Genomic DNA, 24545 nt, shown 5'->3' on the forward strand with positions numbered 1-24545 from the left:
TGCCGCGCCCTTCTAGCGCCTCGGGCCCCGGCCGTCACCGCAACAGGATAGCGCGGCCGCCCGGCGCGGCGAGCCGCCCGGCGCTACGCCAGGGACTTCTTCAGGAAGGCCACCGTGCGGCCCCAGGCGAGGTCCGCCGCCGCCTTGTCGTAACGGGCCGCGTTGGTGTCGTTGTTGAAGGCGTGGTTGACGCCCTCGTACAGGAACAGCTCGTAGCTCTTGCCCGCCGCCTTCAGGGCCGCCTCATAGGCCGCGATGCCGGCGTTGATGCCCTGGTCGAGCCCGGCATAGTGGAGCATCAGCGGCGCCTTGATGCTCGCCACCTCCTCGGCCTTCGGCTGCCGCCCGTAATAGGCGACCCCGGCGCCGAGGTCCGGCTCGGCGACCGCCAGCGCGTTCACGACCCCGCCGCCCCAGCAGAAGCCGATCGAGCCGACCTTCCCGTTCGTGTCCGGCCGGGCCTTCAGGCCGGCGACGACACCTCGGCCCCAGGCCACCACGTCGGGCACCTTGAGGGACTGGAACATGTCGCGCGCCTTGTCCTCGTCGGTCGGCGTGCCGCCGAGCGGGGACAGGAAATCCACCCCGAAGGCCGTGAAGCCCTCGACCGCCATGCGCCGGGTCACGTCGCGGATGTGCGGATTGAGGCCGCGGTTCTCGTGGATGACGATCACGGCGGGATACCGGCCGGCCGCCTTCGGCTTGACGAGATAGCCGGAAACCTGGGCCGCGCCGGCCGGGAACGAGACGGTCTCGGCGGTGATCCGAGGATCGCTCTCCGGGACGGTCTGGGCCTGCGCGTAGTTGTTCTCGAGGAGCGGCAGGAGCGCGGTGGCCGCCGCCGTCCCGCCCGCCAGGCTGGCCAGCCGGTCGAGGAAGGCCCGGCGGTTCATGCCTCCGTGCGTGAAGTCGTCGTAGAGATCGATGATCTTCTGGTCCATGCTATGGCGCTCCCCGGCTGACCGTCAGCCGCGCGACATGAAAGCCGATGCGGGTCAGTCAGCTAAATCACGGCGCTTCACGAATGCGTGAGGCCCCACGCCCTGCGCCGGCGTGCCGCCCGGCCGCGGTTCCCCCTCGCGCGAACGGCCCCGCCCGTCCTATATACGGGCGGCAAGGAGCCGGCCCATGAACCGCCCCGTCACCGCCGTCGAGCCCGAGGCCCCCGTGGGGGCGCGCATCGTCCAGGCCCTGCGCGTCGCGGGAGGCCGCGCCGAGCCGCGCGCCGAGGCGATCGCCGAGGAGGAGCCCGTCGCGCTCGTCTACAACGGCCTCTCCTACGCGGTCATGATGGCGACGCCGAAGGACCTCGAGGACTTCGCCCTCGGCTTCTCGCTGACCGAGGGCATCCTCGGCTCCCCCGACGAGCTCTACGACGTCGAGGTCGAGCGCTTCGCCCGCGGCGCCGAGGTCCGCCTCCGCGTCGCCTCGGCCCGCTTCGCCGCCTTGCGCAGCCGCCAGCGCAACCTCGCCGGCCGCACCGGCTGCGGGCTCTGCGGGGTGGATTCGATCGCCGAGGCGCTGCGTCCGGTGGCCCGCGTCGCCTCCACCCTGGCGATCCGGCCCGAGGCGATCTACGCCGCCATGCAGGCCTTCCCGGCGCTGCAGGCGCTGAACCGCGACGTCGGCGCCGTCCATGCCGCCGCCTTCTGCCGGCCGGACGGGTCGATCCTGGCCGTGCGCGAGGATGTCGGCCGCCACAACGCGCTCGACAAGCTCGCCGGCCACATGGCCCGCGCCGGCCTGGACGGCGGGGCCGGCTTCGTGGCGGTGTCGAGCCGCTGCTCCTACGAGATGGTCCACAAGACGGCCGCCGCCGGCGTGCCGCTGATCGCCTCGGTCTCGGCCCCGACGGCGCTGGCGGTCGAGTTCGCCCGCGAGGCCGGCGTCGGCCTGTGCGCCTTCGCGCGCGAGGGCCGCTTCACCGTCTATGCCTGCCCGGAGCGCGTCGAGACGTGACGGGCGGCGGGCCGAACCCGGTCTTCGGCGTGACCGGCTGGAAGAATTCGGGCAAGACCACCATGGTCGAGCGGCTGGTCGCGGAGCTGACGCGGCGGGGCCGTCGCGTCTCCACTGTCAAGCACGCCCATCACCTCGTCGACGTCGACCAGAAGGGCCGCGACAGCTGGCGCCACCGGGAGGCGGGCGCCGTCGAGGTGGCGCTGGTCGGCGGCCAGCGCTGGGCGCTGATGCACGAACTGCGCGGCGCCGAGGAGCCGGGCCTCGCCGAGATCCTGGCGCGGCTCTCCCCCTGCGACCTCGTCATCGTCGAGGGCTACAAGCGCGAGGGCCATCCGAAGCTGGAGGTCCGCCGCCGCGAGGCGGTGCGCCACGACCGCCTCTCCGCCGTCGACCCGACCGTCGTCGCCGTCGCCGCCGACCACCCGCAGGAGGGCGAGACGATCCCGGTCTTCGGCCTCGACGACATCGCCGCCATCGCGGACCTGATCGAGCGGACCGTCCTGCGGTCCGCACCGGGCGGCGCCCGCTGATGCGCTGCCTGATCATCCTCGCCCATCCGCTGGAGACGAGCTACGCCGCGAGTCTCGCCGCCACCGCGAAGGCCGCCCTCGAGGCCCGGGGCCACGACGTCGACCTCCTCGACCTCTACCGCGAGGGCTTCGACCCGCGCCTGACCCCGTCCGAGCGCGCCGGCTACTTCGACGTTCCCTACGACGTCTCCGCGGTCGCCGCCGAGGTCGCCCGCCTGCAGGCCGCCGAGGCCCTGGTGCTGGTCTTCCCGCAATGGTGGTTCAACGTCCCGGCCATCCTGAAGGGCTGGTTCGACCGCGTGCTGGCCCCGGGCGTCGCCTTCGAGCACGACAAGGCCGGCGGCCGCATCGTCCCCCGCCTCGCCAACATCCGCCACCTCTGGGTCCTGACCACCACCGGCTCGCCCTGGTGGGTCGTCAAGCTCTACATGGGCGACCCCGTCCGCCGCCTCCTCAAACGCGGCATCGCCAACGTCTGCGCCCCGCGCTGCCGCTTCCGCATGCTGACCCTCCACGACATGGACCGCGCCACGCCGGAACGGCTGGCGGCGCATCTGGAGCGGGTGCGGGGAGAGATGGGGCAGCTTTGATACCGGCCACCGGAGGTTCCCCAACTCTCCGTCGGTCTTTGCCGGGCTCGTCCCGGCGATCCATCCGAATCGGCGGAGGGCCTGTCCTGGATGCCCGGGACAAGCCCGGGCAGGACGGAAGCAAAGGCTGTAGGAAGGGGCCGCGACCTCAGGACCTGCCCCTGATACCCGTCCCAAGAAGTCTCGGCCTCTCGGTCTGTCATTGCCGGACTTGTTCCGGCAATCCACGCCACGAGGCCGAGCCGTCGTCGTGGATGCCCGGAACAAGTCCGGGCATGACAGAAACCGAGGTCGTGCAAGGGGGCGAGACTCAATGAGCCGGGTATGACACGCGCTCAGCGGATGACCTGGATCGGAACGCCGAGGTCGAGGCTACCCCACGCCCGGTCCGCCGTCATGATCGGCAGCCCTTCCCGTTGGGCGAGCGCAATGCAGGCCCGGTCGCCGAGCGAGAGGCCCTGCCGGCGCGTGGTGGACCGGAGCAGGCCCGCCCGGAACCCGAGTTCGGCGTCGAAGCCGCGCACGGAATAGTTCAGATAGGCGAGCCGGCCCTGGATCGCGGGCTCGTCCAATCCGCGGTCGACCAGCTTGGAGACGATCTCCACCTGATTGACGGAGCACACCACGGCGTCGTCGAGCACGGCATCGACCGCCGCCGCGCCGGGCTCGTCGAACACGATCGCGAGGACCGCCGAGGTGTCCAGGACGATCGCGTTCACTCCTCGCCCCACATGGCACGGCGTTCGGCCAGGAACTCGTCCACCACGCTCTGCCCCGGCTTCTTGAACTGCCGGGCGAACTCCTGCACGCGCCGAACGGCCTCCGCGCGGGTCAGCACATGCCACTCGTTGTTCTCGTACCGCGTGTAGAGCACCTGCCCCTCTTCGATGCCCATCGCCCGCCGCACCTCGGCGGGAATGACCACCCGCCCGCCGGGACCTACGGTGACCTTGAAGTGCTGGGCGGGCGGGGGCTGGGGCTTGGCCTCGGGATCCGCCTCGTACGGCGTTGTCGCCTCGTCGAAGCCGGCCGGGGGAGTGGGTTTCGGCATGTCACGATCTTCATGTCTGGATCAGAACGTCAAGTCTGCCAGATTGCCGAGATCGTGACAAATTCAGAAGAGCGCGACAGTGCCCGTGGAAGCTTGAGCCCCCGACATGGACACCGGCGATCAATCCCGCGCCGCAACGGGGGGCCTCACTTCGTCCGTTCGAACAACTGCCGCCCGATCAGCATGCGGCGGATCTCGCTCGTGCCCGCGCCGATCTCGTAGAGCTTGGCGTCGCGCAGGAGCCGGCCCGTCGGGTAGTCGTTGATATAGCCGTTGCCGCCGAGGAGCTGGATGGCGTCGAGGGCGACCTTCGTGGCCTTCTCGGCGGCGTACAGGATCGCCCCGGCGGCGTCCTCGCGGGTGGTCTTGCCCTGGTCGCAGGCCTTGGCGACCGCGTACACATAGGCCCGGCAGGCATTGAGGCCGACATACATGTCGGCGACCTTGCCCTGTACGAGCTGGAAGGTGCCGATCGGCTGGCCGAACTGCTCGCGCTCGTGGACGTACGGGATCACGATGTCGAGGGCCGCCTGCATCAGGCCGAGCGGACCCGCCGCCAGTACCGCGCGCTCGTAGTCGAGGCCGGACATCAGCACGTTCACGCCCTTGCCGAGGCCGCCGACGATATTCTCCTCCGGCACCTCGCAGTCCTGGAAGACGAGTTCGCCCGTCTCGGACCCGCGCATGCCGAGCTTGTCGAGCTTCTGGGCGATGGAGAAGCCTTTGAAGCCCTTCTCGATCAGGAAGGCGGTGATGCCCTTGGGGCCGGCGGACGGGTCCGTCTTGGCGTAGACGATCAGCGTGTCGGCGGACGGCCCGTTGGTGATCCACATCTTCGAGCCGTTGAGGACGTAGCGGTCGCCGGTCTTCTCCGCGCGGAGCTTCATGGAGACGACGTCCGAGCCGGCGCCCGGCTCCGACATGGCGAGCGCGCCGAGATGCTCGCCGGAGATCAGCTTCGGCAGGTAGCGCCGCTTCTGCTCCTCCGTGCCCCAGCGCCTGAGCTGGTTGACGCAGAGATTCGAGTGCGCCCCGTAGGAGAGCCCGATCGACCCGGATGCCCGGGAGATCTCCTCCATGGCGATGCAGTGCTCCAGGTAGCCCAGCCCCGCGCCGCCCCACTCCTCCTCGACCGTGATGCCGTGCAGCCCCAGGGCGCCCATCTCGGGCCAGAGCTCGCGCGGGAACCAGTCCTCCCGGTCGATCCGGTCGGCGAGCGGCGCGATCCGGTCGGCCGCGAAGCTGGCGACCGTGTCGCGCAGCATGTCGGCCGTCTCGCCGAGATCGAAGTCGAAGCCCTTGAAACTGTTGGGGAGCATGATCGGCAACCTCTCTGGAATTCGCTGCAGCGGGGCGGTCCGGCGGCTCAGTCCTCGGCCAGGACGACCAGTTCCACCCCTTCGGCGACGAGATCGCCCGCCGCCGCGTTGACCTTGGCGACGCGTCCGTCGCGGGGCGCCCGGAGCGTATGCTCCATCTTCATCGCCTCGACGATGATGAGCGCCTGCCCCTTCTCGACCCGGTCGCCCGGGGCCACGGAAACCGCCACGACCGCGCCCGGCATCGGGGCCACCACCCGCCCGCCGCCGCCGCCCTCGCGGGCCTCGACCGCACGCGGATCGACGATGTCGAGCGCCGTCTCGCGCCCGCCCGCGAAGAGCGTCAGCCGCGCGCCCGTGAAGATCGCACGGGCCTGGAAGCGCCGTCCATCGACCCGGACGGCCATGCCGCCGTCGTCCGAGAGCGCGCCGTCGACGCTGTGCCGCCCGCCGGCCGCCTCCACCACGTAGCCGTCCCCCTCCGCGTGGACCCTCACCGCATGGCGGGTCTCGCCTTCGGCGAAGACGAGGTCGACGAAACGCGGCCGGTTGAGCCGGAACGCATCCGCCCGCGTCCAGGGCGACCAAGGGTCGGCCGGATCCGCCGCGGCGGCCGCCCGGGCGGCCTCGCCCCGCATCACCGCGAGCGCGGCGAGCGCCAGGGTCGGCCCATCGGCGGGCCGGGGAGGGGGCAGCAGGTCGGCCTCGTGCCGGCCGATGAAGCCGGTGTCGAGCTCGGCGGCCGCGAAGGCGGGATGCCGCGCGATGGCCGCCAGGAAGGCCCGGTTGGTCGCGAGCCCGACCACCTCGGTCCGCTCCAGCGCGCCCGCGAGCCGCGCCAGCGCTTCCCCGCGGTCCCGGCCCTCCGCGATGATCTTGGCGATCATCGGGTCGTAGTGGATCGACACCGCGTCGCCGGCCCGGACGCCCGCGTCGACGCGGATACCGGGGAGGTCGGAGGGCAGCTTCAGGTGCGCGAGCCGCCCCGTCTGCGGCAGGAAGCCCTTGGCCGGGTCCTCCGCGTAGAGCCGGACCTCGATGGCGTGGCCGCGGAGCGGTATCTCCTCCTGGCGCAGGGGGAGGGGCTCGCCGCGGGCGACCCGGATCTGCCATTCCACCAGGTCCTGCCCGGTGATCGCCTCGGTCACCGGATGCTCCACCTGGAGCCGGGTGTTCATCTCCATGAAGTAGAAGCCGTCGCCCTCGGCGATGAACTCGACCGTCCCGGCGCCCACGTAGCCGACCGCCTTGGCGGCGTCGACCGCCGCCTTGCCCATGGCGGCGCGCCGCTCCGGCGTCATGCCGGGAGCCGGCGCCTCCTCGACGACCTTCTGGTGCCGCCGCTGAATCGAGCAGTCGCGCTCGTGCAGGAAAACCGTGTTGCGGAACGTGTCGGCAAAGACCTGGATCTCGATGTGGCGCGGCCGGGTCAGGTACTTCTCGACCAGCACCCGGTCGTCCCCGAAGGCCGCCGCCGCCTCGCGCTTGGCCGAGGCGAGCGCCTCCGCGAAGTCGCCGCCCCCGCCGACCACCTTCATGCCCTTGCCGCCGCCGCCCGCCGAGGCCTTGATCAGCACGGGGTACCCGATCGCCGCCGCGGCTTCGGCGAGGAAGGACGGATCCTGCTCGTCGCCGTGGTAGCCCGGCACGAGCGGCACGCCGGCCTCCTCCATCAGCTGCTTCGCCGCGGACTTCGAGCCCATGGCCCGAATGGCGCTCGCCGGCGGCCCCACGAAGGCGATGCCGGCCGCCGCGCAGGCCTCCGCGAAGGCCGCGTTCTCCGACAGGAAGCCGTAGCCGGGATGGATCGCGTCCGCCCCGGTCAGCCGCGCCGCCTCCAGGATCGCCTCGATCCGCAAATAGCTCTCGCGCGCCGGCGCCGGCCCGATCCGCACCGCCTCGTCCGCGGCGGCCACATGCGCGGCCTCCGCGTCGGCGTCCGAATAGACCGCGACGGTCCTGAGCCCCATGCGCCGGGCGGTCCGCATGACCCGGACCGCGATCTCGCCCCGGTTGGCGACGAGGAGGGTGGAGAGAGAGCGGGTCATGGCGGGCCTCACATCCGGAACACGCCGAAGCGCGTCGTCTCTTCGGGGGCGTTCATTGCCGCCGACAGGCCGAGCGCCAGGACCATGCGGGTGTCGAGCGGGTCGATGATGCCGTCGTCCCACAGCCGGGCTGACGAGTAGTAGGGGTGGCCCTGCTGCTCGTACTGTGCCCGGATCGGCGCCTTGAAGGCCTCCTCCGCCTCGGCCGGCCAGGACTGGCCGCGCGCCTCGAGCCCGTCGCGACGCACCTGCGCCAGCACGTTCGCGGCCTGATCGCCGCCCATCACGGAGATCCGGGCGTTGGGCCACATCCACAGGAAGCGGGGGTCGTAGCCCCGCCCGCACATGCCGTAGTTCCCGGCCCCGAAGGAATTGCCGATGATGACGGTGAACTTCGGGACCCGCGCCGTCGACACCGCGGTGACCATCTTGGCCCCGTCCTTGGCGATGCCGCCCGCCTCGTACTTGCGGCCGACCATGAAGCCCGTGATGTTCTGCAGGAAGACGAGCGGCGTGCCGGACTGGGCGCAGAGCTCGATGAAGTGAGCCCCCTTCAGCGCTGATTCCGAAAAGAGAATCCCGTTGTTGGCGATGATCCCGACCGGATAGCCCCAGATCCGCGCGAAGCCGGTGATGAGCGTCGTCCCGTAGAGCGGCTTGAACTCGTCGAACTCCGAGCCGTCCACGATCCGCCCGATGATCTGCCGCACGTCGAAGGGCTTCTTGGGATCGGCCGAGACGATGCCGTAGAGGTCGGCGGGATCGAGCCGGGGCTCGCGCGGCGCCCGAAGCTCCTGGCCGTGGCGCTTGCCGCGGTTGAGCGTCTTCACGATGTCCCGCGCGATCGCGAGCGCATGGGCGTCGGTCTCGGCCATGTGGTCCGAAACGCCGGAGATCCGGGTATGCACGTCAGCCCCGCCCAGGTCCTCCGCCGAGACGACCTCCCCCGTCGCCGCCTTCACGAGCGGCGGGCCGCCGAGGAAGATGGTCGCCTGGTTGCGCACCATGATGGACTGGTCCGCCATGGCCGGCACATAGGCGCCGCCCGCCGTGCAGGAGCCCATGACGACGGCGATCTGCGGGATGCCCTTGGCCGACATGGTCGCCTGATTGAAGAAGATCCGGCCGAAATGCTCGCGGTCCGGGAAGACCTCGTCCTGGTTCGGCAGGTTGGCGCCGCCGGAATCGACGAGGTAGAGGCAGGGCAGGTGGTTCTCCTCCGCGATCCGCTGCGCGCGCAGGTGCTTCTTCACCGTCATCGGGAAGTAGGTGCCGCCCTTCACGGTCGCATCGTTGGCGACGATCACGCATTCGCGGCCGGCCACCCGGCCGATGCCGGTGATGAGGCCCGCCGCCGGCACCTCGTCGCCGTACATCCCGTGGGCCGCGAGCTGCGAGAACTCCAGGAAGGGCGAGCCGACGTCGATCAGCGTCCGGATGCGGTCGCGCGGCAGGAGCTTGCCGCGGCCGAGGTGCTTCTCCCGGGCCGCCTGGCCGCCGCCCTCGCCGATCCGGTCCACCACGGCCCGGAGATCCGCCACTGCGCCGGCGAGCGCGTCCCGGTTGGCGCCGTATTCGGCCGATCGGCGATCCACCGCATCTTCGATCAGGGGCATCGGGGCCTCTCTCGGTTGGGGCCAGGGCCGGCCGGCCGCCGCGCCTCTGCCGTCACGCATCCACGTCGGAGGGGCCCGGGAGACGATCCTTCTCGAGCCAGGAAACGATCGTACGTTTTTTTCCGGGAAAAGCAATGGGCCGAAGGGCGGGTCCCTCGCTCCGGAGGCCTGCAAGCGCCGAAGGCGAGCGTCGCCGTCCGAGCTGCGCTCCGATCAGACGACGGTCACGAGGTCCGAATAGCCGGCGAGCGCAGCGTCCCCGGTCAGCAACCGCAAGGGTTCGCAGATCGCCTGGGCGACCAGGATCCGATCGAATGGATCCCGATGGATCGGCGGCAGCGCCCGCACCGCCATGGCGTGTTCCCAGGTCACCGGGAGCCCGGCAAAATCATTGGCCCGCAGGTTCGCTACGAAGGTGCCGAGTTCGATGTCGAGTTTGCCCGAAGAGACCTTGATCGCGATTTCCCAGAGTGAGGCGGAGCTCACGAAGACGGCGCTCGCCTGCCGAATTTGGTTTCGAGCGGCCTCCGGCGGCCGCGTGTTGCCCTCCGCGAACCAGATCGCGACATCCATGTCGAGCAGCAGGTTCACTCGGACGACTTTCCCTCGAACAGGTCCGGGAGATCGTCCGGCAGGGGCGCGTCGAAATCCTCGGCCATCCGGATCTCGCCCTTCATGAAGCCGAACTTGCGCTGGGGCCGCGTCTCGAGCGCGACGAGCCGCGCCACAGGCTTGCCCGCCTTGGCGATGACGATCTCCTCCCCGCCGGCCGCCTGCTCGACCAGATCGGAGAGGTGGGTCTTGGCCTCGTAGAGGTTGACTTGCTTCATGGCTGCGGACTCCCTGCCGCTCAAGATGCGCCTCTGACCAGGCTTGGTCGAACACATTCGCGGCAGGCAGATCGGCGGCGCTGCGGCTCAGGTCTTCACGCCCTCGAGCACCAGGCCCGTATGGATCCGGATCAGGTCCTCCTGGCCGAGCCGCCCGTCCGGCCGGTACCACTGGGAGATCCCGGTCAGCATGGCGATCAGCGCGAAGGTGGTGACGCGCACGTCCTCGACCCGGAAGACGCCCGCCGCCTTGCCGTCCGCCAGGATGGCGGAGAGCCGCGCCTCGTAGCCGTCACGCAGCGCCACGATCCGGGCTCGGTTCTCCGGCTCCAGGCTGCGAAGCTCCATGTTGGCGACGACGACCTCGGCCCGGCGCGTCATGTGATAGGCGAGGTGCAGGCGGCAGAAGGCGCGGAGCCGGTCGACCGGGTCCGTAAGACCGGCGAGCGCGGCTTGCGCATGCGCCGTCAGGTCTTCCATGTGGGCGAGCACGATCTCGAATAGGAGCGCCTGCTTGGACGCGATGTGGTTGTAGAGCGACCCCGACTGGAGTCCCACCTCCTGGCCGAGTTGGCGCAGGCTCATCGCCTCGTAGCCGTGCTCGTAAATGAGCCGGAGCCCCGCCTCGCGGATCGACTGGGCGGTCTTCGGCCCGCTGGACCCGACGGTTCTGGCCATGCGTTCCCCTGCCTTCGCGTTCGAACGGCACTGGACAGGGTAGCAGAGCGCCGATTAAAAATACGAGCGCTCTTTTGTTTCGGCTCCAGCGTCGGGGCGATCGGGCCTTTGGCATGCGTTTCCCTCATGGCCCGCGATGACGTGCCCGCCTCGGCATGGTATCGAGGGATCGCCCACCGCCCCAGATTCCAAAGAGCGCCATGGCCCGAAACCGTCGCGATGAAGAGCTGATCCTGCGCATCGCGCGCATGCGCTACGATCAGAAGCTCGCCCAGCACGAGATCGCCAAGCAGCTCGCCGTCTCCGAATCGACCATCAGCCGCGCCCTCAAGGCCGCGATGGATCTCGGCTTCGTCGAAATCCAGATCACGCCCTACGCGATGCGCGACTTCGAGCTGGAGCGCCGGCTGGTCCAGCGCTTCGGGCTGGAGTTCGCGGTCGTCGTCCAGCCCCGCGCCGGCGCCCAGAACGCCTACGAGATCCTCGGCCGCGCCATCGCGCGCACCGTCGAGGACCGCCTGACCCCCGGCACCGTGCTGGGCGTCTCAGACGGCGACACCGTGGCCGCCGTCGCGGCCGCCATCCGCCGCGGCAAGTCCTCGGACGTGGACGTCGTCTCCCTGATCGGCGGTGTCGGGGCGCCGCAGATCCCTAGCCATTCGAGCGAGGTCTGCCGCATGCTGGCCGCCGGCCTCGGCGCCCGCGCCTGGCAGCTGCCCGTCCCCGCCATCGTCGACGACGTGGTCGCCGCCCGCGGCCTGCTCGAGACCGCGTCCGTGAAGGCGGTGTTCGATCTCGTCCGACGCATGACCGTGGCGCTGGTCGGCATCGGCTCGATCTCGCCGCGCGCCACCGTGTTCCGCCACGGCGTGATCGACAACGCCTATATCGAGACGATCGCCGCCCGCGGCGCCGTGGGCACCATCTGCGGCCGCTTCTTCGGTCCCGATGGCAAGCCGGTCGCCTCCGAATTCGACGAGCGCACCCTGTCGGTGACCCTCGAGGACCTCGCCCGCGCGCCCCTCGGCATCGCCGCCGCCCTCGGCCCCAACAAGGCCCCCGCCATCCGCGCCGCCATCCAGGGCCGCATTGTCAACGCCCTCGGCACCGACAGCGACACGGCGAGGGCTCTGCTGGAGGGGTGACGCCCCGCTCTCCCCTCACTCCACGTCGAACTTCACCCCCTGCGCCAGCGGCAGCGTGGTGCCGTAGTTCACGGTGTTGGTGGTCCGGCGCATGTAGGCCTTCCAGGAGTCCGAGCCGGCTTCGCGGCCGCCGCCCGTCTCCTTCTCGCCCCCGAACGCGCCGCCGATTTCCGCGCCCGAGGGGCCGATGTTGACGTTGGCGATGCCGCAGTCGGAGCCCTCCGCCGAGACGAAGCGCTCGGCCTCCCGCAGGTCGTTCGTGAAGATCGACGAGGAAAGGCCCTGCGGCACGGCGTTGTGGAGCGCGATCGCCTCGTCGAGCGTGCGGTAGCGCATCACGTAGAGGATCGGCGCGAAGGTTTCCTCGACGACCGGCCCGCACTGGGACGGCATCTCCACGAGGGCCGGCGCCGCATATGCGCCGCCGAGCCCGGGCACCGCGGCGCGGCCGCCGCCCGTCACCACCCCGCCCTCCGCCTTCGCGGCGGCGAGCGCCGCGTCCATGCGGGCGAGCGCCGCCTCGTCGATCAGCGGTCCGATCAGGGTGCCCGCCTCCAGCGGGTTGCCGATCCGGACCGAACCGTAGGCCTTCTTCAGCCGCGGCACGAGCCGGTCGTAGATGCTTTCATGCACGAAGAGGCGGCGCAGCGTCGTGCAGCGCTGGCCCGCGGTCCCCATCGCCGCGAAGGCGACCGCCCGAAGAACCAGGTCGAGATCCGCCGAGGGGCAGACGATCGCCGCGTTGTTGCCGCCGAGCTCCAGGATCGCGCGGGCGAAGCGCTTGGCGAGCCGGGGGCCGACGGCCCGCCCCATCGCGGTCGAGCCCGTCGCCGAGACGACCGGCACCCGGGGGTCGTCCACCAGCGCCTCGCCGACCGCCCGCCCACCGATGAGCACCTCCACGAGCCCGTCCGGGGCCGCGCCGCCCTCGGCATTGAAGCGGGCCGCGGCGCGCCCGTAGATCGCCGCCGTGGCGAGCGCCGTCAGCGGCGTCTTCTCGGAGGGCTTCCAGACGACCGGATTGCCGCAGACCAGCGCCAGCGCCGCGTTCCAGGACCAGACCGCGACGGGGAAGTTGAAGGCCGAGATGACGCCCGTCACGCCGAGCGGGTGCCAGGTCTCCATCATCCGGTGGTTCGGCCGCTCGGTCGCGATCGTCAGTCCGTAGAGCTGGCGCGACAGTCCCACCGCGAAGTCGCAGATGTCGATCATCTCCTGGACCTCGCCGAGGCCTTCCGAGACGATCTTGCCAGCCTCGATCGAGACCAGCCGGCCGAGGGCCGCCTTGTCGCGGCGCAGCTCCTCGCCGAGAAGGCGCACCAGTTCGCCGCGCTTCGGCGCCGGCACGGCCCGCCAGGCCCGGAACGCCGCCTCGGCGCGACCGATCGCGGCCGCCGCGCCGGCGGCGTCCGTTTCCGGCAGGGATGCGAGCGTCTCCCCCGTGATCGGCGACCGCGCGGGAAGCGTCCCGCCGGTCAGGGCCTCGCGCCGGACACCCAGCCCCTGGAGGAGCTCGAGCGTTTCGCCGGCGAGCGACAGGGGCTTGGCTTCCTGGGTCATGACGGGGTCCTTCCTGTTTGCGACGGCCGGCGTCTTAGCACTTCGCGCGGGCCTGCGCCTCTCCCGAATGCGGCCTTCGGCGTCGCCGCCAGGCGCCTTCAACGCAGATAGGTCCGCAAGACCTCGATCAGCTCCTCCGCCGCCCGGGCCCGATCCGAGCCGGCCGGCTCGTCCGGATCGAGGACGTGGGAGCGGAGGTGATGCTCCATCAGCTCGGCCGTGAGCCCGTTGACCGCGCCGCGCACGGCGGCGGTGAGCTGGAGCACGTCCGCGCAGCCGAGCTCCGCCTCGAGCGCCCGCTCCACCGCTTCGACCTGCCCTTTCAGCCGGCGCACCCGGGCGAGCAGCTTTCCCTTGTCGCGAATCGTGTGGGACACGTTGTCCTCCGATACCCCAGGGGGTATATCATGCCCGTCCTGACCGAAACTTGGAAGCCGGCCGAGCCATGCCCGACATCGCCGCCCTGATCCAGGCCGGAGCCGCCAATCCCTGGCTCTATCTGCCCCTCGCCGTCCTGCTCGGGGCGTTGCATGCGCTCGAGCCGGGCCATTCCAAGACCATGATGGCCGGCTTCATCATCGCGGTCCGCGGCACCCCGGCGCAAGCCGTCCTGCTCGGCGTCTCGGCGGCCGTGGGCCACACGCTGGTCGTCTGGGCGCTCGCCCTGATCGGCCTGTGGCTGGGCGACCGCGACATCCTGCGGACGGCGGAGCCCTGGCTGGTGCTGGTCTCCGGCCTGCTGGTGATGGGCCTCGCGATGCGCATCTTCCTGCTGCTGCGGCCCCGCCGGGCCGCCCATGGCCACCATCATGCGCAAGATGGCGAACAGGGGCAGGGCGCCGGCCCGCTCCATCGGCACCATCACGACCATGACCATGACCACGAGCACGAGCACGGCCATCGCCATGGTCATGATCACGGTGACCCCCACCACCACGGTCACGCCCATGCGGCGGACCACCACGGTGCCGCCCATCGGCATCCCCACCGGCACGCCCCTGCCGTCGCCTCACCGGACGGCCCCACGCCCGACCCGGCGCCGCATGCTCCAGAGGACGCCCATGCGGCCGCCCACGCGCGCGCGATCCGGACGCGCTATGCCGGCCGGACCGTCACGGCGGTCGAGGTCGTCTGGTTCGGCTTCACCGGCGGGCTCCTGCCGTGCCCCGCCGCCATCGCGGTGCTGTTCATCTGCCTGCAGCTCAAGGAGGTGACGCTCGGCATCGGGATGGTGGCGGCCTTCAGCCTGGGGCTCGCCGTGACCCTCGTCGCGGTCGGCCTCGCGGCGGCCTGGGGCACCCGCGTCGCCGGAGCGCGCTTCGGGCACCGCTTCGAAGGATGGTCCGAGCGGCTGCCCTATGTCTCGGCCTCGCTGGTGTTCCTGGTCGGTCTGGCGATCGCGATCCGCGGCCTGGTGGAGCTCGGACAGGCCTGATCGGCATCGGGTCGAACCGGTTCGAACGCGCTAGCGAAAAAACCGAAACCGAGAAAATGCGCGATGCGGCGTTTTGGACCTTGCATTGCTGCGACGCAGCATTAAATTGAACCACGTTAGAGCCTTGCTCTGGCAGCCCTCCTTGGGCGTTTCCTCCCTAGACTTGGGCCGCTGACAGTCGTCGGCGGCCTTTTTTCTGCCCGGACGCCGGGGGATCGTTCCCGAACGTCCGTCGGTGCGGGAGGCTCGGGTGTCCACACGATCGTTGTCTCGGCGCGGCCTGATGGCCGGTGGTCTCGGCGCGGCGCCTTCCTGGCCCTGTCCCGCTCCGCGTTCGGCCAAACGGACGCCGACCTCGCGCTCACGCCGGCCTGCGGCCCGGACCCGGCCACGACGGCCCGGCAGACCGAAGGCCCCTACTTCAAGCCCCGCTCGCCGGAGCGGCAGGACTTGCGGGGCGGCGAGCGGGGCGAGGCCTTCGCGCTGGTCGGGCTCGTCCTGACGCGCGGCTGCCGTCCGGTGTCCCGGGCGCTCGTCGATCTCTGGCACGCCGATTCGGCCGGCGCCTACGACAACGCCGGCTTCCGTCTCCGCGGCCACCAGTACACCGACGACCGCGGCCGGTTCCGCTTCCTGACCGTCGTTCCGGGCCTCTATCCCGGCCGCACGCGCCATTTTCACGTCAAGGTGCAGGCCCCGGGCGGATCGGTGCTGACGACGCAGCTCTATTTCCCGGACGAACCCGGCAATGCCCGCGACGGCATCTTCGACGCGGCGCTCGTGATGCAGGTCCGGCCCGGCGATGGCGGACGCGTCGGGCGCTACGACCTCGTGCTCGCCGGCTGAGGTCAGCGGCTCGCGGTTTTCAGGACGGGCGTCCTGGTCAGCGTCGTGGTGGCGATCTCCGGCGCGCGCTGGGCGACCGTGACCGTCTCGACGACCGGCCGCACGGCCGAAACCCGCTCCAGGCAGGACGGCGCGATGTAGGGCCAGGTCTGGCGCTCGCAGGCTGCGTCGAGGCGCGCCTCCTTGGCGGCACGGACCGGCGCCTCGACCGGCATCGGCTCGGCCTTGGCCGGCCCCTCGGCGCTGTCGCCGAGACGATCGGCCAGCACCATGCCGGCGCCGAGGCCGGTGGCGATGGCGGCGGTCAGGAACAGAATGGCGCGGGTCACGGTCATGGCGGGCTCCTCTTGCGCCCGCCCGGGCTCCCGGTCGGGGTCGCGCCGCGCGCCCTGGGCTCCCGGCGCCGTCGCGACGACGCGCTTATGCCCGACCCGTGTTTCCGCCGGATTCCGTCCCGCCGGAATCGTGTTTCGGTTTCTTTTCGTTTCGCACTGCAAACCGCAACGAACGATCAGAAAGCCGCCTCGTCGAAGCTCATCATGGTCCGCGACCCGGCCATGAGGCTCGACAGCAGCGCCCCCGTCTGCGGCAGGATGCGCTCCATGTAGAAGCGCGCCGTGACGGTCTTGGCCCGGTAGAACCCGTCCGGGTCGTCCCCCGCCCGGGCCAGGGCGACCTCCGCGCTCCGTGCCCAGAGGTAGCCGAGGGCGACCAGCCCGAAGAGCCGGAGATATTCGCTCGCCGCCGCCCCCGCCTCCTCGGGCCGCGACAGCCCGCGCTGCGCGATGGTCGCGGTCGCCGTCTGGAGCCGCCCGAAGGCCTTGGCGACCGGCGGCACGTAAGGCTCGAGCGCCGGGTCGTTCATCCGCGCGTCCAGCCACGCCGAAACCGGGTGGAAGAAGCGCCGGAGGTAGCGCCCCGTATGGGCGGGCATCTTGCGGCCGACGAGATCGAGCGCCTGGATGCCGTTCGTTCCCTCGTAGAGCTGCGCGATCCGGCAATCGCGCACGTATTGCTCCTGGCCGTGGTCGCGGATGAAGCCGTGTCCGCCGAACACCTGGACGCCGATGTTGGTCGTCTCGAAGCCGAGGTCGGTAAGGAGCGCCTTCACCACCGGTGTGATCAGCTGGACGAAGTCGTCCGCCTCCTGCCGCACCGCAGGGTCCGGATGGTACTTCGCCGTGTCGACGGACCGTGCCACCCAGCAGGCCAGGGCTCGCGACCCCTCCGTATAGGCGCGCGCGGTCAGGAGCATGCGCCGGACGTCCGGGTGCACCACGATCGGGTCCGCCGGCTTTTCGGGATGCTTCGCGCCCGTGAGCGAGCGGCCCTGCAGCCGCTCCCGCGCATACAGCACGGCGTTCTGATAGCTGACCTCGGCGAGCCCGAGCCCCTGCACCCCGACCGCCAGCCGCTCGGCATTCATCATGGCGAACATGGCGCGCATGCCCTTGTGGGGCTCGCCGACCAGCCAGCCCGTGGCGCCGTCGAAATTCATCACGCAGGTGGCCGAGGCCTTGATCCCCATCTTGTGCTCGATGGCGCCGCATGAGACGCCGTTGCGCGCGCCCGGCCGGCCGTCCTCGGTCGGCATGAACTTCGGCACCAGGAAGAGGCTGATCCCGGCCGTCCCCTTCGGCGCCCCCGGCAGCCGCGCCAGCACGAGGTGGACGATGTTTTCGGTCAGGTCGTGCTCGCCCGCCGAAATGAAGATCTTCGTCCCCGTGATCCGGTAGCCGCCGTCCTCCGCCGGGGTGGCCGTCGTCCGGATCAGCCCGAGATCCGTTCCGCACTGCGGCTCGGTGAGGCACATGGTGCCCGACCAGGTGCCGTCCACGAGTTTCGGCAGGAAGCGGGCCTTCAGGTCGTCCGAGGCGTAGCCGTGCAGGGCCACGTAGGCGCCGTGGCTGAGGCCCGGGTAGATGCCGAAGGAGAGGTTGGCCGAGCACATCATCTCCTGGAAGAGCGTGGCCACCGTCGTCGGCGCGCCCTGGCCGCCATAGGCCGGATCGCAGGAGAGCGCGGTCCAGCCGCCCTCCCGGAACGTCCGGTAGGCCTCCGGGAACCCGGCCGGCGCGCGCACCACGCCGTTCTCGAACCGGCAGCCCTCCTCGTCCCCCGACCGGTTCAGCGGGAATAGCACCTGTTCGGAGAGCCTGGCGGCCTCCTCCAGGATGGGATCGACGAGGTCGCGCCCGAATTCCTCCAGGCCCGGCAGGGCAGAAAGCCCGTCGCCGTCCATGAGCTCGTAGAGCACGAAGCGCATGTCGCGCAGCGGGGCCTTGTAGACGGGCATGCCTTCGCTCTCCTCCGCCGTCAGTTCCGCAAGGGTTTCCCGGTCTCCAGCATGTGCTCGACCCGCGCCAGCGTGCCGGGCGTCCGGATCAGCCGCATGAAGGCCCGGCGCTCCAGGGCGAGCACGTCCTCCTCCCCGATCGCCTCGGTCGGGTCGGCGTCCCCGCCCGAAAGGACCTCGGCAAGCGCCCCGGAGACCACGATGTCGTGCGCCGTCGCCTTGCCGAGCCGGGCGAACTGCGCCACCGCCATGTCGAGCGCAACCTTGCCGCTCGGGCCCGGCAGCACGTAGGTCGCCGGCGCCGGCGCCTTGTGGCCGGCCACCATGGCGAGCGCCCGGGCCTTGGCGTCGGCGAGGAGGCGGTAGCGGTTCATGGTCACCCCGTCCGTCGGCCGCAGGAACAGGAGGTCCTTCGCCTCCGCGGCCGACTTGGAGACGGTGGCGACCGACACGGTCTCGAACACCTTCGAGACCCCGGGCATCGGCCCCTTCGGCAGCGTCGGCGCCGCCTGCCAGCGCGCCAGCATCTCCTTGCAGCCGCCCCAGCCGGGAATGACCCCGACCCCGACCTCGACGAGCCCCATGTAGGTCTCCGCATGGGCCTGCACGGCGTGGCAATGCAGCAGGATCTCGCAGCCGCCGCCGAGGGCCATGCCGGCCGGCGCCCCGACCACCGGGAAGGGCGCGTATTTCACCGCCGAATAGGCCCTCTGCCCGGCTTCGACCAATTGCTCAATCTGCCCCCAGGCGGCGATGTTCGCGGCGAAGAGGGCGAGCCCCAGGTTCGCTCCGACCGAGAAGTTGGAGCCCTCGTTGTAGACGACCAGTGCCTTGTGGCCGGCCTTCACGACCTCGAGCGATTTCTGAAGCAGGTCGAGCACGTCGGGATCGAGCGCGTTCATCTTCGACGTGAACTCGAAGCAGCAGACCCCGTCGCCGATGTCCCAGAGAGCCGCCGAGCCGTTCTTCATCAAGGGCTTGGACGCGAGTTTCAGGTCCGCGAGCAGGATCACGCCGTCCGGACGCACGAGGTCGCGGTAGGTGCCGTCGAGCGTCAGCGCCTGCCGGCGCCCGCCCTCGACCCGATAAAAGCTCCGCCCCGCGGCCGTCTTCAGGATCGGCGCCACCGGCAGGCCGTCCTCCTCCGCGAGGGCCGTGAAGCGGTCGACCCCGATCCCGTCGATCAGCTCGAACGGGCCTTGCTTCCAGTTGTAGCCGAGGCGCATGGCCTCGTCGATCGCGTCGATGTCGTCCGAGGCGTCGCCGGCCAGCATCGCCGCGTAGGCGAGGGTGGAGGCCATCACGGCACGGGCGTAGCGCCCCTCCGGACTCGGGTGGCGCATCAGCGCCTCCATCGAGCGTCCCGCGTCCTCGATCGCCTGGACGGCCGGCTTCGCCTGCGGCCGGTACGCCCCGGTCGCGAGGTCGACGGCCTCGCGGGCGCGGCCCTTCTCCCGGTTCAGCCGGTAGAAGCCGCCCTTGCCCTTCCGCCCCGTGTAGCCCTCGCGGATCATCCGGTCGACGACCGGTACCGGCCGGTTGACCGCATGGAAGAGGTCGCCCGCGGGCAGCGCGCCCGCCATGCTGCCGATCACGTGGGGCATCAGGTCGAGGCCGACGAGGTCGATCAGGCCGAAGATGCCCGTCTTCGGGATGCCGAAGGGCCGGCCGATCAGCGCGTCCGCGGCCTCCACCGGGATGCCGCGCTCGGCCGCCTCCACGACGCCGGCCGCGAGCCAGTGGATGCCGAGCCGGTTGGCGATGAACCCCGGCCGGTCGGCGCAGTGGACCACGCTCTTGCCGAGCCGCACGTCCGCGAAGCGCGCCACCGCCGCGGTGGCCTCCGGGCGCGTCGCCGGCCCGGAGACGATCTCCAGCAGCCGCATGTAGCGGGGCGGATTGAAGAAATGGGTGATCAGGAAGTCGCTCTTGAATCGATCCGTGAGGCCCTCGACGAGACGGCCGAGCGGAATCGTCGAAGTGTTTGAGGAAACGACGCTTCCCGGCTTCCGCACGGCCTCGATCCGGGCATAGAGCCCCTGCTTGACCTCGAGCTTCTCGACGACCGCCTCGACGATCCAGTCGCAATCGGCGAGCCTGCCGAGATCGTCCTCGATGTTGCCCGTCTCGACGAGCTTCGCCGCCGCCGCCGACATGAACGGCGCCGGCTCGGTCTTCAGCATCTTCTCGACCGCCCCCTTGGCGATGGCGCTGCGGTCGGCCGCGCCGGCCGGCACGATGTCGAGGAGCAGAACCGGCACGCCGGCATTGGCCACATGGGCGGCGATGCCCGCCCCCATCACGCCGGCGCCGATGACCGCGACCCGTCCGATCTCCGCCATCAGATCGCCTCCAGCACCGTGGCGATCCCCTGGCCGCCGCCGACGCATTGGGTGGCGAGCGCATAGCGCCCGCCCTCCCGCTTCAGGAGCTGAGCGGCCTTGCCGACGATCCGCGCCCCCGTCGCCCCGAGCGGATGGCCGAGCGCGATCGCCCCGCCGTCCAGGTTGACCCGCGCCCGGTCGAGCCCGAGGTCGCCGATGCAGGCGAGCGACTGCGACGCGAAGGCCTCGTTGAGCTCGATCACGTCGAGGTCCGAGACCTTCAGCCCAGCCCGGCCGAGCGCCTTGCGGGTCGCCTCCACCGGCCCCATGCCCATGATCTCCGGCGCGCAGCCCGAGACCGCGATCGACCGGATGGCCGCGAGCGGCGCGAGCCCGTGCTTCTGCGCGAAGGCCTCCGTGCAGACGAGGACCGCGGCCGCGCCGTCCGTCAGGGGCGACGACGTGCCGGCCGTCACGGTGCCATCCGCGTCGAAGGCGGGCTTCAGGGCCGCGAGCGTCCCGGCCGTCGTGTCGGGCCGGATGCAGCCGTCCGCCGAGACGGTCCCGCGCTTGCCCCGGATCGGCACGATCTCGGCCTCGAAGCGACCCTCCGCCTGGGCGCGCGCCGCCTTGGCGTGGCTCTCCGCCGCGAAGGCCTCCTGCGCGTCCCGCGGGATCTGCCAGCGCCGGGCGACATTCTCGGCCGTCTCGCCCATGCTCATGTAGGCCCCGGGCTGTTCGGCCGCGATGGTCGGGTTCGGCATGGGGTTGAAGCCCATGATGGGCACGCGGGTCATGCTCTCCACCCCGCCGCACACGAAGGCCTCTCCCGCGTCCATCCGGATCGCGCCCGCGGCCGCGTGGACGGACTGCATGGAGGAGCCGCAGAAGCGGTTGATGGTCGCCCCCGCCACCGTGTTCGGCAGGCCGGCGAGCAGGGCCGACAGGCGCGCGATGTTGAGCCCCTGCTCGCCCTCCGGGAAGGCGCAGCCGACGAACACGTCCTCGATCGCTTCCCCGGGCACCCCGGTCCGCTCCATGAGCGCCCGGATCACCTGCGCGGCGAGGTCGTCCGGTCGGACCGGGGCGAGTTCGCCCCGCTTGGCCGGGGTGAAGGGCGAGCGCGCGTAGCCCGCGACGACGATCCGCGTCATGCAGTCTCTCCCTGTCGGGCTTGCGCGCCCTGTCCGGCCTTGGCCGCCTCCTCGGCGACCAGTTCCTTCTTGGACAGCTTGCCGATCATGGTTTTCGGAAGTGTGTCGCGGATCTCGATCTCTTTCGGCATCTCGATGCGCGACAGGTAGCCGGCGAGGAAGGCCATCAGGTCCTCGGGCCTGGCGCTGGCGTCGGCCCGCAACGTGACGAAGGCCTTGGGCGCCTGGCCGCGATAGGGGTCCGGCACCCCGATCGCCACCGCCTCGGAGACCGCCGGGTGCTGGTAGAGCGCCTCCTCGATCACCCGGGGATAGACGTTGAACCCGGAGCACAGGATCAAGTCCTTGATCCGGTCGACGATGAAGATGAACCCGTCCGGGTCGCGGTAGCCGACGTCCCCGGTCCTGAGCGCCGGCCCGCGGAAGACCGCCTTCGTCTCCTCCGGCCGGTTCCAGTAGCCCGCCATCACCTGCGGCCCGAGGATGCAGAGTTCGCCCTTCTCGCCCTCCGGCACGAGGCTGCCGTCGTCGGGCGAGCGGATCTCGATGGTCGTGCCCGGCACGGGCTTGCCGATCGACCCCGCCTTGCCGGGCGCGTCGAGCGGGTTGACGGCGACCACGGGCGAGCACTCGGTGAGCCCGTAGCCCTCGACCAGCCGGCAGCCGGACCGCGCCTCGAAGGCCTTCAGGATCTCTGCCGGCAGCGGCGCCCCGCCCGAGATGCAGTATTTGAGGCTGGTCAGGTCGACCGGGGCGTTCTCCATGGCGGTGTTGATCGCCGCGTAGAGGGTCGGCACGCCGGGGAACAGGGTCGGCCGCTTCCGGGCGACCACGTCGATCACCTGCGCGAGTTCGAAGCGCGGCAGCAGGATCAGCTCCGCCCCGAGCTTCAGCCCCAGGAACATGCCGACCGACATGGCGAAGACATGGAAGAGCGGCAGCACGCAGAGGAGCTTCTCGTAGCCGGGCTCGGCCTTCGGGATCACCCGGCGCATCTGCTCGAGCTGGGCCGAGAGGTTGCCGTGGGTCAGCATCGCCCCCTTGGGCACCCCGGTGGTCCCGCCCGTGTATTGCAGAACCGCCACGTCCCGGTCCGGATCGACCGTGACCGGCCGGGCGCCCTTCGCGGCGAGGAGGCGGTCCCACTTCACGTGGCGGGCGTCGTCCGGGATCGCCGCCAGCTCCTTGCGCCTCAGGATCGGGAAGAGCTGGCGCTTGGGGAAGGGCAGGACCGCCGCCATCGGGCAGACGACGATCGTCTTCAGGCTCGTCCGTCCGAGGAGGCCCGCGACCTTCGGGTAGATCAGCGCCAGGTCCATCGTCACCATGATCGAGGTCCCCGAATCCTCGATCTGGTTCGCGAGTTCCCGCTCCACATAGAGCGGGTTGTAGTTCACCACCGTCCCGCCCGCCTTCAGCACCCCGAAGAAGGCCACGATCGCGTAGGGCGTATTGGGCAGGCAGAGGCCGACCCGCACCCCCGGCCCGACGCCCAGGTCCTGGAACCCCTTGGCGGCCCGCTCGACGAGATCGCCGATCTCCGCATAGGTCCAGCGCTTGCCGAGGAAGTCGATGCAGGGCCGCGACGCGAAGGCGGCGACGGCCTCGTCCAGGACGGCCCAGGCCGGCCCCTTCGGCAGGCCCGCCGCAGACAGGTCCCGGGCGTTCGGCTCCATCGCGTCCCTCCCCGCCGATTCCTCTTCTTTCACATAGGACAACACCGATCCCCGGCGAGGTCCACCTTGCGCCGCGGGAGGAGCCCACACGATTGCGGGAGGAAGCGCTCAGGCGACCCGGACCGGTACGGCGAGGAAGCCGCGGAACCGGGCCCGCCCGCCGCGGACGGGCGCCCCGTCGAAGCGGTAGCCGGGGAAGCGGGCGAGGAAGCGCCCGATCGCGACGGCGCCTTCCAGGCGCGCGAGGCTCATGCCCGCGCACTGGTGAATGCCGGACGCGAAGGCGAGATGCGGATTCGGGCTGCGTCCGACGTCCAGCCGCTCCGGATCGGGGAAGACCTCCGGGTCCCGGTTGGCCCCGCCGATGCAGAGCGTGATGAGCGTGCCCGCCGGCAGCGCCGTCCCGCCGATCTCCACCGGCGCGGTCGTGATCCGGTTGCCGAGCTGGTTGGAGCTCTCGTAGCGCAGGAACTCCTCGACGGCCCGCTTCAGGAGCGACGGGTCGGCGAGCAGCCGCGCCTTCTCGCTCGCGTGCTCCAGCAGGGTGACGAGCCCGTTGCCGATCAGGTTGGTGGTCGTCTCGTGCCCGGCGTTGAGGAGGAAGATGCAGTTCTGCAGGAGCTCCGCGTGGGTCAGCCGCTCCCCGTCCGCCTCGCCCTGGACGAGCCGGGTGAGCACGTCCGTCTCCGGGTTGCCCGGCCGCGCCCGCCGGTCGGCCACCAGGCCCTCCAGGTAGGCCAGGAACTCGGTCACGGCCCGGTTGCCGCGCTCGGCCGCCGCCGGCGTCAGCACCGGCTCGAGCGCGCCCAGGATCGCGAGCGACCAGTCCCTGAGCGGCCCCCGGTCCGCGTGCGGCACGCCGAGCAGGTTGCCGATCACCTCGACCGGGATCGCCGCCGCGAAGTCCTCGATCAGGTCGGCCCGGCCCTTCTCGGCCATGCGGTCGAGAAGCCGGTCGACGAGCGCGACCAGCGCCGGCTCCATGCCCGCGACCGCCCGCGGCGTCAGGGCGCCCGCGATCAGGCGGCGGACCCGCGTGTGCAGGGGCGGGTCGTTGAAGACGAGGCTCGTCGTGTGGTGCTCGTAGAGCGGGCTGTCGCCGTACTTCGGCTTGAACTCGACCTTCTTGTCCGACGAGAAGACCTTCGGGTCCTTGTAGACCTGTAGCACGTCGCGGTAGCGCGACAGGAAGACCGCCCCGTTCGGCAGCCGCTTCACCGGCTCGTGCTCCCGCAGCGCCCGGTAGGTGGGGTAGGGGTCCTCGTAGAAGCTCGGCGGCAGTCGGGTCAGGTCGAAGGAGGCGGCGAGATCCCGTCCCCCGGCAGCCCCAAGGCTTTCGCTCCGGTCCAAGTCCGATCCTCCCTGGCGCGCCCGTCCGGCGGTTTCCGGTCGCCCCGATCGTATCAAATGCAACGGACGCCGGCCAACCCGGCCTCCGCAGATCTGTCGAGCGGCGGGCCGGGCGGTCGCAGACCCGCAAGGCCG

Annotated in this window: 23 protein-coding genes; 6 read left to right on the forward strand and 17 right to left on the reverse strand. The window is 71.0% G+C overall.

The window, feature by feature from the left end; translation table 11 throughout:
• Window positions 1-83: 83 nt before the first annotated feature.
• Window positions 84-941 (reverse strand): dienelactone hydrolase family protein, encoded by an 858-nt coding sequence (locus tag WBG79_RS07280; RefSeq protein WP_337356444.1) that lies wholly within the window; start codon window positions 939-941, stop codon window positions 84-86.
• Between the two features lie 187 nt (window positions 942-1128).
• Between WBG79_RS07280 and fdhD the strand changes: the two genes are divergently transcribed.
• From fdhD to WBG79_RS07295, 3 genes are read left to right on the forward strand one after another with little or no spacing between them, the layout of a single operon-like run.
• Window positions 1129-1959 carry a formate dehydrogenase accessory sulfurtransferase FdhD gene (fdhD, locus tag WBG79_RS07285; protein WP_337356445.1) on the forward strand — a complete coding sequence of 277 codons (831 nt, stop codon included), beginning with the start codon at window positions 1129-1131 and terminating at the stop codon, window positions 1957-1959.
• Complete coding sequence (gene mobB, locus WBG79_RS07290; RefSeq protein ID WP_337356446.1) at window positions 1956-2492, forward strand: molybdopterin-guanine dinucleotide biosynthesis protein B; 537 nt, start codon at window positions 1956-1958, stop codon at window positions 2490-2492. The genes fdhD and mobB overlap by 4 nt, the downstream gene beginning before the upstream one ends.
• Complete coding sequence (locus WBG79_RS07295; protein ID WP_337356447.1) at window positions 2492-3082, forward strand: NAD(P)H-dependent oxidoreductase; 591 nt, start codon at window positions 2492-2494, stop codon at window positions 3080-3082. Before mobB ends, WBG79_RS07295 begins: the two co-directional genes overlap by 1 nt.
• Window positions 3083-3417: 335 nt before the next feature.
• On the opposite strand, the gene WBG79_RS07300 is transcribed toward WBG79_RS07295, so the two are convergent.
• The 8 genes from WBG79_RS07300 to WBG79_RS07335 all read right to left on the reverse strand — a co-directional run bounded on the left by WBG79_RS07300 (window position 3418) and on the right by WBG79_RS07335 (window position 10624).
• Window positions 3418-3801, reverse strand: coding sequence for a type II toxin-antitoxin system VapC family toxin (locus WBG79_RS07300; protein ID WP_337356448.1), 384 nt, complete (start codon window positions 3799-3801; stop codon window positions 3418-3420).
• On the reverse strand, window positions 3798-4133 hold the full coding sequence (locus WBG79_RS07305; RefSeq protein WP_337356449.1) for an AbrB/MazE/SpoVT family DNA-binding domain-containing protein: 336 nt from the start codon (window positions 4131-4133) through the stop codon (window positions 3798-3800). The genes WBG79_RS07300 and WBG79_RS07305 overlap by 4 nt, the downstream gene beginning before the upstream one ends.
• Before the next feature lie 146 nt (window positions 4134-4279).
• Window positions 4280-5452, reverse strand: a complete 1173-nt coding sequence (locus tag WBG79_RS07310; protein ID WP_337356450.1) for an isovaleryl-CoA dehydrogenase — start codon at window positions 5450-5452, stop codon at window positions 4280-4282.
• A gap of 47 nt (window positions 5453-5499) precedes the next feature.
• Window positions 5500-7500 carry an acetyl/propionyl/methylcrotonyl-CoA carboxylase subunit alpha gene (locus tag WBG79_RS07315; RefSeq protein WP_337356451.1) on the reverse strand — a complete coding sequence of 667 codons (2001 nt, stop codon included), beginning with the start codon at window positions 7498-7500 and terminating at the stop codon, window positions 5500-5502.
• An 8-nt stretch (window positions 7501-7508) separates the two neighbouring features.
• Entirely contained in the window at window positions 7509-9116 is a 1608-nt protein-coding gene (locus WBG79_RS07320; RefSeq protein WP_337356452.1) for a carboxyl transferase domain-containing protein, read from the reverse strand.
• Between the two features lie 213 nt (window positions 9117-9329).
• Window positions 9330-9707: a type II toxin-antitoxin system VapC family toxin gene (locus WBG79_RS07325; RefSeq protein WP_337356453.1), complete on the reverse strand. Its 378-nt coding sequence runs from the start codon at window positions 9705-9707 to the stop codon at window positions 9330-9332.
• The gene (locus tag WBG79_RS07330; protein ID WP_337356454.1) at window positions 9704-9946 is read right to left on the reverse strand and encodes a type II toxin-antitoxin system Phd/YefM family antitoxin; all 243 of its coding nucleotides are present in this window, start codon (window positions 9944-9946) and stop codon (window positions 9704-9706) included. Before WBG79_RS07330 ends, WBG79_RS07325 begins: the two co-directional genes overlap by 4 nt.
• A gap of 87 nt (window positions 9947-10033) precedes the next feature.
• Window positions 10034-10624 carry a TetR/AcrR family transcriptional regulator gene (locus WBG79_RS07335; RefSeq protein ID WP_337356455.1) on the reverse strand — a complete coding sequence of 197 codons (591 nt, stop codon included), beginning with the start codon at window positions 10622-10624 and terminating at the stop codon, window positions 10034-10036.
• A 200-nt stretch (window positions 10625-10824) separates the two neighbouring features.
• Between WBG79_RS07335 and WBG79_RS07340 the strand changes: the two genes are divergently transcribed.
• On the forward strand, window positions 10825-11769 hold the full coding sequence (locus tag WBG79_RS07340) for a sugar-binding transcriptional regulator (protein ID WP_337356456.1): 945 nt from the start codon (window positions 10825-10827) through the stop codon (window positions 11767-11769).
• 15 nt (window positions 11770-11784) lie between these two features.
• Here WBG79_RS07340 and amaB read toward each other — a convergent pair whose 3' ends face one another.
• Together amaB and WBG79_RS07350 are read right to left on the reverse strand one after the other, a co-directional pair.
• On the reverse strand, window positions 11785-13329 hold the full coding sequence (gene amaB / locus WBG79_RS07345) for an L-piperidine-6-carboxylate dehydrogenase (RefSeq protein ID WP_337356457.1): 1545 nt from the start codon (window positions 13327-13329) through the stop codon (window positions 11785-11787).
• 98 nt (window positions 13330-13427) lie between these two features.
• Window positions 13428-13706 carry a metal/formaldehyde-sensitive transcriptional repressor gene (locus WBG79_RS07350; RefSeq protein ID WP_337356458.1) on the reverse strand — a complete coding sequence of 93 codons (279 nt, stop codon included), beginning with the start codon at window positions 13704-13706 and terminating at the stop codon, window positions 13428-13430.
• Between the two features lie 68 nt (window positions 13707-13774).
• Here WBG79_RS07350 and WBG79_RS07355 point away from each other — a divergent pair, with 68 nt between their 5' ends.
• A complete protein-coding gene (locus WBG79_RS07355; protein ID WP_337356459.1) occupies window positions 13775-14764 on the forward strand; it encodes a HoxN/HupN/NixA family nickel/cobalt transporter in 990 nt (329 codons plus the stop codon).
• Between the two features lie 318 nt (window positions 14765-15082).
• Window positions 15083-15610: a dioxygenase family protein gene (locus tag WBG79_RS07360; RefSeq protein ID WP_443147443.1), complete on the forward strand. Its 528-nt coding sequence runs from the start codon at window positions 15083-15085 to the stop codon at window positions 15608-15610.
• 2 nt (window positions 15611-15612) lie between these two features.
• On the opposite strand, the gene WBG79_RS07365 is transcribed toward WBG79_RS07360, so the two are convergent.
• The 6 genes from WBG79_RS07365 to WBG79_RS07390 all read right to left on the reverse strand — a co-directional run bounded on the left by WBG79_RS07365 (window position 15613) and on the right by WBG79_RS07390 (window position 24410).
• Complete coding sequence (locus WBG79_RS07365) at window positions 15613-15945, reverse strand: hypothetical protein (protein WP_337356461.1); 333 nt, start codon at window positions 15943-15945, stop codon at window positions 15613-15615.
• Window positions 15946-16121: 176 nt separating this feature from the next.
• Entirely contained in the window at window positions 16122-17906 is a 1785-nt protein-coding gene (locus WBG79_RS07370) for an acyl-CoA dehydrogenase C-terminal domain-containing protein (protein ID WP_337356462.1), read from the reverse strand.
• A 20-nt stretch (window positions 17907-17926) separates the two neighbouring features.
• On the reverse strand, window positions 17927-20248 hold the full coding sequence (locus WBG79_RS07375) for a 3-hydroxyacyl-CoA dehydrogenase/enoyl-CoA hydratase family protein (protein WP_337356463.1): 2322 nt from the start codon (window positions 20246-20248) through the stop codon (window positions 17927-17929).
• Window positions 20248-21384, reverse strand: a complete 1137-nt coding sequence (locus WBG79_RS07380; protein ID WP_337356464.1) for a thiolase family protein — start codon at window positions 21382-21384, stop codon at window positions 20248-20250. The genes WBG79_RS07375 and WBG79_RS07380 overlap by 1 nt, the downstream gene beginning before the upstream one ends.
• Complete coding sequence (locus WBG79_RS07385; protein ID WP_337356465.1) at window positions 21381-23060, reverse strand: long-chain-fatty-acid--CoA ligase; 1680 nt, start codon at window positions 23058-23060, stop codon at window positions 21381-21383. The genes WBG79_RS07380 and WBG79_RS07385 overlap by 4 nt, the downstream gene beginning before the upstream one ends.
• Before the next feature lie 108 nt (window positions 23061-23168).
• Window positions 23169-24410 (reverse strand): cytochrome P450, encoded by a 1242-nt coding sequence (locus tag WBG79_RS07390; protein ID WP_337356466.1) that lies wholly within the window; start codon window positions 24408-24410, stop codon window positions 23169-23171.
• Window positions 24411-24545 lie beyond the last annotated feature (135 nt).

This window comes from Prosthecomicrobium sp. N25 (assembly GCF_037203705.1).
Classification (GTDB): domain Bacteria; phylum Pseudomonadota; class Alphaproteobacteria; order Rhizobiales; family Ancalomicrobiaceae; genus Prosthecodimorpha.